Source organism: Ureibacillus chungkukjangi, assembly GCF_003217295.1.
Lineage (GTDB): Bacteria > Bacillota > Bacilli > Bacillales_A > Planococcaceae > Ureibacillus > Ureibacillus chungkukjangi.
Map to the genome: position 1 here is coordinate 98,695 of NZ_QJTJ01000004.1, position 11,218 is coordinate 109,912.

An 11,218-nucleotide genomic window follows, 5' to 3' on the forward strand; every position below is an offset into this window, starting at 1 on the left:
AACTCAATTTTAATGGTATAATAATAATTAAAATTACGAATAGAAAGTGGAGCTGTAAGTTTTGAGAATTAAAGAATGGGATTTATTACGGGTTATCGCCTGTTTATCGATATTACTTTTACATACAACAACGTTTAATAATTTAGTAAGGGGTTCGGCAGAAAATTCCGATTTTGTTCACTTTGTAAGAATATTATTATGCTTTGCGACACCTACTTTTATTTTATTATCTATAATTATATTAGCTGCTAGATATAAAGAAGGTATTCCAGCGAAGTTTTGGTCCTCTCGATTACAATTCCTAGTTATACCATATCTAGTATGGGCAATTGCGGATGCAGTGGTAATTGAGGTTAAGTATCAAAATGGTGTTCTGTATGATTCAATTATAAATAATATTTTTTATGGTGGATTTGTTGGATGGTTTGTTGTAGTTATCTTACAGCTCTACTTGTTATTCTGGTGCATGGTAAAGTTTAAATGGCCACAGATAATTGTATTACCATTTGCAATACTTATTTATTTCTTTCATCTACAATTATTCTCACTCCCATATACGTTCTATCAAGAAAATAATATATATCAGAAATTATATGGTAGTTCATGGTTAATTTACTTTGTAATTGCTTATCTGATAGGTGTGAATTATGAAAAATTACGTCCGGCTTTAAAAAAATATAGAATTGTCACTTTGATTTTCACTATCCTGGCAGGTATTTATATATGGATAAATTTTGGGCAAGGGCAAACTGATATACATTCACGGAGAGTAGATATAGTGTTTTTTGTAGTGGGAATGACAAGTATGATTCTTGCATATGGACAATCTCTCCCACACTTTAAAATTACTCAGTTAATTAGTAAGTATGCGTTTATGATATACCTAATTCATTGGAATGTTTTAAACCTAACAGCAACATATTTCGTTGAACTTATTCCTATTAGTGCTATTCGAATTATTGCTATGTTTGGTTTTACATTAGTAATCACTATACTTATAGCGAAAATAATTTCCTACTTCCCCTTCGGAAAATGGATAGTAGGAAAAATAAGATAACAACTAACCCCCAAGCTCACAAAAGTGATCTTGGGGGTTTTGTGTGTTTGAATTGTTTGTGTACCAGGTACACAAACAATTCTAGAACTATTCAGAAAATTAAACTCTTATTTGTTTTGATTTAAAGAAAACGATGAGGCAAAGTAATTTTTTATGTTGGATGTAAAAGAGCTGATTGTACGATAAATGAACATAAACATGAGAAACGCCAAGTATCGCAATGGTCTAAAATACGTCGCAATCACCATGATAACAAGCACTAATAAAAAGTAAAAAAATGATTTCAATTTTTATCATCCTTTTTAGCAAAAATATAGTAACCTAATTTTTTCCCAGTCAATTGAATTTATACAATAAAATGAAAAGATTGTGTGTACTTAAATTGTGTGTGTACCAGGTACACACACAATTCAAGCACAATTTAAAAAACTTTAGGTGCCTGGTACACAAACAACTCTAAAACAATTCAGAATACTCCGTGTACCAGGTACCCAAACAATTCTCAAACAATTCCCCCCAATCCGTTTCTAATTCTCTTCACAAAAATATTTACAATCTCCTTAATTCTATTAACATCTCCTTAACAAATCACCTTTACACTTAAAAGAAAATAGGTAAAGGATGGTAGTGTTTAATGTCTAAATTTCTTTCTTTTAAAACACTTTTCACTTTAAGTATGGCAGCGGCGGTTGTGGTGGCTCCTACGATTTCGGCGAATGCAGCTGAGAATAAGTACAAGCTTTCATTAGAGGCGCGCTATGATTCTGGCGTTCAAAATCCAGAGGGTGGAACGACGGAAATCGTTGCTTATAACAAGCATAATCACTCTACATATGTAGTGAACGGGAAAACGAAAAAGGTGGAGGCTCTTTCTCTTAACTATCAAAAGGCTGATGCTCTTTCATTAAAACCGTTCCTTTCAATCGATATTGCCGAGCTTTTAAAGACGGTAGACTCTAAATTTCAATATGGCGATTTAACAAGTATTGCTGTACATCCGAAAGAAAATGTCATTGTTGCATCCGTTCAAGCTGAAGGATTTAATGACTATGGCTATGCTGTTTTCTTAACAGGGGAAGGGAAGCTGTTAAATGCAGTGAAGGTCGAGCCACAGCCAGATAACATTACCTTCTCACCAGATGGAACGAAGGCATTAACGGCTAATGAAGGGGAGCCTCGCGAAGGTTATGGAGAAGGTATTATCGATCCTCAGGGTTCTATTTCAATGATGGATTTAACAAAAGGTTTTGAAAACACAGTTGCTAAAACTATTACATTTGAGGCATATGATTCAAGCGAAAAGCGCGAGGAGCTGCTTGCATCCCAAGTAATTTTAAAGAAAGATACAAAGCCTTCACTAGATTTGGAGCCTGAATACATTACTGTAAGTGAAGATAGTAAGTTTGCTTACGTTGCCCTACAAGAAAACAATGCAATTGCAAAGCTTGATCTTACTTCGAGTGAGGTAGTTTCTATTGAAGGAATGGGCTTTAAAGACTTTAGTGTAAAAGGAAATGAAATCGACTTACGTAAAGACGATCAAATCAAGCTTCAAAATGAAAATTATTTTGGAATCTATATGCCTGACGGGATGGCGACATATAGCGTAAACGGTAAAAATTACATCGTTACTGCAAATGAAGGAGACGCCCGAGAATGGGGTGAAGAGGACACAGAAAGCTTCCACCTAAATGAAACTGAAAAAGAAGTGGATGGCAATGAAATTGTCTTCTACGATACAGCCGAGTATGAAGGATTTGCTGAAGAAAAAGAGTACATCTTTGGTGGACGTTCATTCTCCATTATTGATGCGGATACGATGGAAGTTGTTTATGATAGCGGCAGTGATTTTGAGCGTATTACAGCCGAAAAATTTCCAGAGTATTTCAATGCAAGTAATGATAAGGTGAAGCTTGATAATCGAAGTGGGAAAAAGGGTCCTGAACCAGAAGACGTTAAGATCGGTAAAATTGGCGATGAAATCTTTGCCTTTATTGGACTAGAGCGTATCGGAGGCATTATGATGTACAACATTACAGATCCGACAAATGCAGAATTTGTAGACTATCTTAATCTACGTGATTTTAGCCAGGATATTGCTGGAGATGTGTCACCAGAAGGTTTGGCTTTTGTGTCAGATGAAAAGGCTCCACAGCTGTTTGTCGGCCACGAGGTAAGTGGAACAGTAACGGTTTTAAATATACTAGAAAAGCATGTAGAAAATAAAGTTGGCTTTAAGGACATTGAAAATCATTGGGCAAAAAATCAAATTATCGCAGTGACAAAAGCTGGCTTATTTAGCGGTGTCAATGAATCTACATTTGCACCAAATAAAAGCCTAACACGAGGACAAACAGCAATTGTACTAAACAGCTTAGCTTATGATGAAAAAGCAAAAAAAGGACCTTCGTTTAAGGATGTAGGGGCTTCTTCTCCAATTGCAAACGATATTGCATGGGCAACAGAAAACAAAATCATGAGTGGCAAAAATGCTACAACCTTTGCTCCAAATCAATCAATAACAAGGGAAGAATTTGCTCTAGCGATATACAATTATCTATCCTATGAAGGCATTAATTTAGATGCTAGCAACCAATCCACATACAAAGACGATGGAAAGATCAATAAAAACGCAAAACAAGCAGTATACGCACTACAACAAGCAGGCCTAATGACAGGAAGCAACGGGAACTTCAACCCCAACCAACCCCTAACACGCGCCCACGCAGCAACAGTCCTCGCAAAACTAATAGACTAATAGATTTATGAATAGAATTGTGTGTGTACCAGGTACACACACAATTCTAAAACAATTCAAAATACTCCGTGTGCCAGGTACACAAACAATTCTCACACAATTTAATTGAGAATAGCCAAGTCTCTATAATCCTTAGTTAATTCAGAATTATGGGACTTGGTTTTTTTGGTATTTAAATAGGTACTAGTAGTTTTCAATATATGCAATTGTAGGAAAATTGATAGAAAAAGGAATGTATTTAAATGGATAATTTGAAAGAGGCGAAAAATTCATTTTTTTAGAATAATAGGAAATGAAAGTGAAATCTAATAATTTACTAGATTCCAGTTTCGATTCATTGTAAATAAATAATCTTATGAGGTGTAGAAAAAGTATGGATAAGCGCAATATCAAAAAGTCTTTGAATGTATTTTTAGCAACAACCTTAACAGCAAGTGTAGCAGTTCCTATGGTACCTTCGACAGTATCAGCAGAAACTGTTGCAACAGATTTAATTATTTCAGAATATCTTGAAGGAAGTAGTTATAACAAAGCTATTGAAATTTACAATGGAACTGGAGCAGCAGTAGATTTAAGCCAGTATAAGGTTGAGGTTTATTTCAACGGTAGTTCAGCGCCGTCTCAAACAGTATCCCTATCTGGCACATTAGAAGAAGGAGCAACATATATCCTTTATCACGGGCAATCGGCAGCGGATATTAAAGCAAAAGGAAATTTAGAAAGCACAGCAGCCATGAATTTTAACGGTGATGATGCAATCGTATTAAAGAAAAATGATGAAATCATTGATTCCTTTGGACAAGTCGGTGTAGATCCTGGAACAAACTGGGGAACAGATGCAAAGTCAATGGATATGACCCTAGTTCGCAAAGGCTCTATCTTGGCTGGAGATACGAATCCATTCGACGAATTCGAACCTGCTGTACAGTGGATAGCTTATCCTAAAGATACATTCACGCACCTTGGTTCACATGTTTTAGGTGAACAAATCGTAACGCCTGTTGAAGGAACAATCACTGAAGTTAGAGCTCTTCCAAAAGGCAGCACTGTTATCACAACAGGTACAGTTACTGCTGTGATGGGCTCAACAACTTATATCCAAGATGAAAACTCTGGGATTGTATTATATGGGAATAACTTAAACGTTAAACCAGGTGACATTGTTCGTGCGACAGGAGAGCTTACTGAATATATTACTTTATTAGAAATTAATGTTACTCCACAAAGTGTTGAAGTAATAGGAAATACAGAGGTTCCAGAACCGGAAGTCGTTACAGGGGCACAATTACAGGAAGAGCGTGAAGGGAAACTTGTAACAGTTCAAAATGTAAAAATCGAATCTGTAAAAAGCGGGAACTTCCAGGCTGTTGACGGAGAAGGAAACACTTTTGAATTACGACCATCAAGCTCTTCTTTATTAAGTGTAGGTTCTACCTATGAAGCGATTTCAGGAGTTTTAGGCTCATATAATAATATTTATCAGCTAATCCCACGAAGCGTTGATGATATCGTTGAGGATTCCTCAATTGTTAAACCAGTTGTTGCGACACCTGGGCAAGGCTTGATCAAAGAAGGCTCTGAAGTAACTCTATCTACGAGAACAGATGGGGCGACGATTCATTACACAACAGATGGCAGTGAACCAACTCTTGAAAGCCCAATCTATACGGGTGCAATCACAATAACTGAAGACACAACAGTAAAAGCCATTGCAGTTAAAGAAGGCTTAAAGGCTAGTGATGTAGCGGTATTTGAATATATCATCCAGCTTGAAGATATCCGCATTCATGATATCCAAGGGGAAGGTCATTATTCTAAGTATGATGGTTTAAATGTAACGGACGTTGAAGGGATTGTTACGTATGTAAATGGAAATGAATTCTATTTACAAGATTTACAGCCTGATAATAACAGCAAAACTTCAGAAGGTATTTTAGTATATAAAGCATCTCATGGCGTTAAAGCTGGTGACATCATTTCAGTTGATGGAACTGTTAAAGAGTATATGATGCCAGGATATGCAGAGCGTTTTGATACGGACCTTTCTGTAACCGAATTAGCAGCAACAACAATTGATGTTATCGGTACTGGTGAGCTTCCAAAAGCAATCGTTCTAGGGGAAGATGTAGTGCTTCCAACAGAAGTAATTGATAATGATGGATTAACGGTATTTGATCCAGAAGAGGATGGAATTGATTTATTTGAAAGCGTAGAAGGTATGCTAGTTCAAGTAAATAATCCAAAGGTCGTTGCATTGCAAAAATACGGTGAGCTTACAGTTATTCCAGGAAATATGGAAACAAACACAACATCGGGCGGCTTGCGCATTAGCGAAAATGACTATAACCCTGAAAGAATCACGATTAATATCAATGATGAAAAATACCTAGCAAAAATGGGCGACTATTTCGAAGGAAATATTCAAGGTGTCATGAGCTATGGCTATAGCTATTATCAAGTTTTAAGCAATAAAGAAAATCTTCCTGCTTTAATTGATGGAGGAAATCAACGTGAAACAACTTCAATTACACCAGTTGAAGATAAATTAACAGTTGCTTCGTATAATGTCGAAAACTTCTCACCAAAAGCTAAGGATGAAAAGGTAACAAAATTAGCAGAAGCGATTGTTGCTAATATGAAAACTCCAGACATCATCGGTCTAACTGAAGTACAAGATAATGATGGTGAAACAGATAGCGGAACAGTTGATGCAAGTCAAAGTGCTCAGACTTTAATCAATAAAATCGTAGAACTGGGCGGACCGGAATACGTTTACACAGATGTAGCACCAGAAAATAACAAAGATGGTGGGGCACCTGGTGGAAATATTCGCGTTGGATTCCTTTATAATCCTGAAAGAGTTTCATTAGTAGAAGGAACTAAAGGTACAGCAAATGAAGCGGTAGGGTATGAAGATGGCGAGTTAACTTTAAATCCAGGTCGTATTGACCCAACAAACACTGCCTTTAATAGTAGTCGAAAACCATTAGCTGCTCAATTTGATTTTAAAGGTGAAAAGGTTATCGTTGTAGCAAATCACTTTAACTCAAAAGGTGGCGACCAACCACTTTACGGTAAAAATCAGCCAGCAGTATTAGGTAGTGAAGTACAGCGTATGCAAATTGCAGCGATTGTAAATGGATTTGTTAAAGATATTTTAGCAAAAGATCCAAAAGCAAATGTAGTGTTAACAGGGGACTTCAACGATTTCGAATTCTCGAACCCATTGAAGGCGCTTAAAGGCAACGAGCTTACAAACATGATTGAGCAAGTGCCAGCTGAAGAACGCTACTCTTATTCATACCAAGGTAACGCTCAAGTATTAGATCATATTTTAGTAAATAATAAACTAGCATCTAAAACTGAGGTTGACATTGTTCACATCAACTCTGGCTTCATGGAAGAACACGGCCGTGCAAGTGACCACGATCCAGTAGTAGTACAAATTGAGCTTGAAAAAGATAAAAACAAACCAGGCCACGGCAAACCAGAGAAACCAGAAAAACCAGGTAAGCCAGAAAAACCTGAAAAACCAAGTAAGCCTGAAATCCCTGGAAAAGAACAAATCCAAAACACAATCCAACAAATCAAAAACCTAATCAAAGACAAACTAGAAAAACTACTAAAAATGTTCGGCTTCTAAAGAGGCGAATTGTTTGTGTACCAGGTACACAAACAATTCCCACACAATTCAAGAAACCAACAAAAGCCAAGTTCAAAAATGAACTTGGCTTTTGTTGTGCTTATTTTATGTGCCAGGTACACAAACAATTTGAAAACTATTCAGAAAAATGAGGTGGTGGTCATAAATTTGTCTATTCTTCGTTCAAAATCTCGTTAGGAAGTTCATCTTCTGTGGTTTCGCAAAACTGAATATAGTCATTTCTGGACTGAAGAGTAGGGTATTGAAGACAGTTTAAAAGTGGGTCGATGTTTATAAATGGATAGGTAGGGGGCTTGTCCATTTTATATAAGGTATAGCTACTGTAAGGGTAAAGTTCCAATTTATTTACCATAGGGGTTTTCGTATTGATGGGGTTACGGTGAATGTATCTACTTACTCGTAACATGGAAAATGGTGTAGAAACTAAATCAGAAAAATAGCGATTTTCATAGAGATGACCTGAGTAAGAATATCTCTTTTTGTAATAATTACTATATCGCCAATTAATGATTCGCATAATTGTACTTAGTGGAACTTCGGGGGATTGAATAAGGAGATGATAATGATTGGTCATAATACAGTAGGCTGAAAGGGTAAATGGATACTTTTCATAGGTATTATGAAGAATACGATAAAATTCAAAAAAATCTCTTTCGTTATTAAAAATAGGTTGTCGATTATTTCCTCTCATTACAACGTGGTTAAATACTTCAGGATGCCAAATTCTTCTTTTTCTAGGCAATTACTAAACCTCCCTTATAGTCTATTTTACTTAATAGAAATTAAGTTACTTACACAATAAACCATTTCAAATTACTTGTCTAATACTGCTAAATTCATATTTTTAAATGAAAATTGTACTTTTAAACACCTTTACTATCCGAAAATATATGAAACAACCAAAATTAATAGCTCAAATTAAAATTTTACAACACAAAAAATTATTTGAGAATTGTGTGTGTACCTGGTTCATTGAGTATTCAGAATTGAGCGGAATTGTGTGTGTACCTGGTACCTAAAATATTCAGAATTGAACCAGAATTGTGTATGTATCAGGTACACACACAGCCCCAGGCACCCACACAACTCCAAACAAAAATCCCCCAAGCAATTTAATTGCTTGGGGGTTACTTGCGTTTATCAGTTATTCACTCGATAGCCCGATACGTCTTCATCCAGTAGGAAGGATGTGCCGCGTTTTTTGTGGGCGGAGACGAAGAAGATGCCGACAAGGATTGCGGATGCGATTAGTCCGCCGATGAATGATGCGTTTAGCGGAATGCCGAAGCCCATTGTTGGTTCGTATAGGATGTATACTACAACCATGTAAGTCATAAAGCTTGCAGGGATTGTCGCAATCCAGTGATTTTTCTTTGCTAAGAATAGATACATAGCACCAACCCAAAGAGCGATTACCGCGGTTACTTGGTTTGCCCAAGAGAAGTAGCGCCATAAAATATTGAAATCAATTTTTGTTAAGGCATAAGAAATGACGAATAATGGAATCGCGATCCATAAACGGCTTGCAATTTTCGCTTGCCCGAATTTGAAGTATTCAGCAATAATCATACGCGCTGCGCGGAATGCTGTATCTCCAGATGTAATTGGTAACACGATAACCCCTAAGATTGCTAAAGTACCACCAATTGAACCTAACATTAATAAGGAAACTTCACTTACAACTGCAGCTGGACCACCTGCAGCAATAAGTTCACTTAAACCACCGTAACCGTTAAATAAGCTCATAGAAGCAGCTGCCCAGATCATTGCAATAATACCTTCTGCAATCATCATGCCGTAGAAAATTTTACGACCTTGATTCTCATTTTGTGTTGTACGAGAAATAATTGGTGTTTGTGTAGCATGGAAACCAGATAATGCACCACATGTAATCGTAAAGAAAATCAATGGGAAAATCGGTAAATTCCCAGGATGCATGTTTTGGAAAGAAAGCTCAGGAATTGGTGCTCCTGTTACAACCAGTCCAATTCCTACACCAAGTGCTGAAACAACTAATAGAGCACCAAAGTATGGATAAAAGCGCCCGATAATTTTATCAACAGGTAATAATGTAGCAAGAATATAATAGAAGAAAATCACACCAACAATAATTGCTAATGCTACTTTACCATCCATTAAGTTGCTGATTAGCATTGCTGGAGAAGATACGAATACAGTACCCACTAATAAAAGAAGTAAAAGTGCGAAAACGTTTACAACATGCTTCATAAACTTTCCTAAAAATTTTGATACAAGCTCTGGTAAATGTGCCCCTTTGTTTCGAATAGAAATCATACCAGTCAAGTAATCATGAACTGCTCCTGCGAAAATACACCCAACTACAATCCAAATAAATGCTACAGGACCATAAAGTGCTCCTGCAATTGGACCGAATACAGGACCAGTACCGGCAATATTCAATAATTGAATTAATGAGTTCTTTGGTGTTGACATTGGAACATAATCGACCCCGTCAGCATTTACATAGGCAGGTGTTGGTCGTTTTTCTTTTTCCCCAAAAACTTTCTCGACGTACTTGCCATAAGTAAAATAACCAACGATTAAGATTGCAATACACACTAAAAACGTAATCATTTGAGATCCCCCATCCCTTTTTAAAATATTCTTAATATTTTATCTATAATTCGATAGTAGCACAAAATGTTATATAACAGCAATATTATTTTTGTAAAATTATATAACAGTTTTTCAATATAATATGTTTTATGATTATTAAACTCTAGACTTTAAAAAGAAGCGAAATCTTGCTTGATAAATAGGCTATAATCAGAGTGCGCCACTTTCATAATTCTTCGGGATATACGATTCACTAACAATATATATGACTAAATTACCCTCTATAATAAATTGAGAAACTCAAATTCCTATTTCATAACAATTTACCCAATAATTCGAACCATGAGATTCCCATAACCCGTACCCACAGCCCGCTCCATGAATCCGCTTTCATCACCAAGCTTTCAACCACAGCTCCTAATCTAACCAAGTTCATTCTCTCCATACTTACACCAAAAAGCCAGAATCCCTCCACCATGCAGAGTTATCCCAGCTTTCTGAAAATCACTAACCAACTAATAACAAACTAATAGACCAGTCAATCAACCAATTAAATTAACCAATTAACTTAACCGTTTAATCTCCGAACCCAATCTTACCTACTAAATCACAAACGGTTTCTTCATCTTAATCAATCCATATACATAATAGAAGATACTACCTGTAATAATAGTCAGCACAACAAAAAGAATTGCCGTACCAGATTCTCCTGTCCAGCGGAAGAATAGGCGATACATGAAATACACGCCAATGACAATCATGGCGATGGAACTAAGGATACCGATAAATGGGATGATTGAAATAATCGTAAGCCCGATATAAATCAGTAAAAACTTGAGTGCATCCTTTTTAATTTCTTCAAGTGATGTTTTAGTAGAGCCAAGGGCAAATAGGGCATACACATTGAGTAAAGGGATCCATGACCAGAAGGAAATCTCACCTAAGCCGTTTGTTTTAGTTGTGTAATAATAAATAAGAGCAGTAATCACATAGCCAACTACGCCAATCACAAGTATAATGATAAAAAATGTGACTAGAAAACCACCAAACAATGCGGCATCGTAATCACTTTGATACGAATTATACACATCTTCACTCCTTCTTCTTAATAAGCACTAATTTTAATATATGAAACAACAAAAGAAATATTAGACAAATGGGC

Annotated in this window: 6 protein-coding genes; 3 read left to right on the top strand and 3 right to left on the bottom strand. The window is 36.3% G+C overall.

Annotated features, from left to right (window positions below):
• The first annotated feature begins 61 nt into the window (after positions 1-61).
• The 3 genes from BJ095_RS04980 (at position 62) to BJ095_RS04990 (ending at position 7,458) form a co-directional block, all read left to right on the top strand.
• Positions 62-1,057: an acyltransferase family protein gene (locus tag BJ095_RS04980; RefSeq protein ID WP_107932562.1), complete on the top strand. Its 996-nt coding sequence runs from the start codon at positions 62-64 to the stop codon at positions 1,055-1,057.
• Positions 1,058-1,691: 634 nt separating this feature from the next.
• Positions 1,692-3,815, top strand: a complete 2,124-nt coding sequence (locus BJ095_RS04985; RefSeq protein ID WP_235867575.1) for a choice-of-anchor I family protein — start codon at positions 1,692-1,694, stop codon at positions 3,813-3,815.
• A gap of 373 nt (positions 3,816-4,188) precedes the next feature.
• Positions 4,189-7,458 (top strand): chitobiase/beta-hexosaminidase C-terminal domain-containing protein, encoded by a 3,270-nt coding sequence (locus BJ095_RS04990; RefSeq protein ID WP_181417965.1) that lies wholly within the window; start codon positions 4,189-4,191, stop codon positions 7,456-7,458.
• A gap of 172 nt (positions 7,459-7,630) precedes the next feature.
• Here BJ095_RS04990 and BJ095_RS04995 read toward each other — a convergent pair whose 3' ends face one another.
• The 3 genes from BJ095_RS04995 to BJ095_RS05005 form a co-directional block, all read right to left on the bottom strand.
• The gene (locus BJ095_RS04995) at positions 7,631-8,221 is read right to left on the bottom strand and encodes a transposase (protein WP_107932566.1); all 591 of its coding nucleotides are present in this window, start codon (positions 8,219-8,221) and stop codon (positions 7,631-7,633) included.
• A gap of 398 nt (positions 8,222-8,619) precedes the next feature.
• Positions 8,620-10,074 (bottom strand): carbon starvation CstA family protein, encoded by a 1,455-nt coding sequence (locus BJ095_RS05000; protein WP_107932568.1) that lies wholly within the window; start codon positions 10,072-10,074, stop codon positions 8,620-8,622.
• 584 nt (positions 10,075-10,658) lie between these two features.
• A complete protein-coding gene (locus BJ095_RS05005; RefSeq protein ID WP_235867576.1) occupies positions 10,659-11,144 on the bottom strand; it encodes a hypothetical protein in 486 nt (161 codons plus the stop codon).
• Positions 11,145-11,218: the final 74 nt, after the last annotated feature.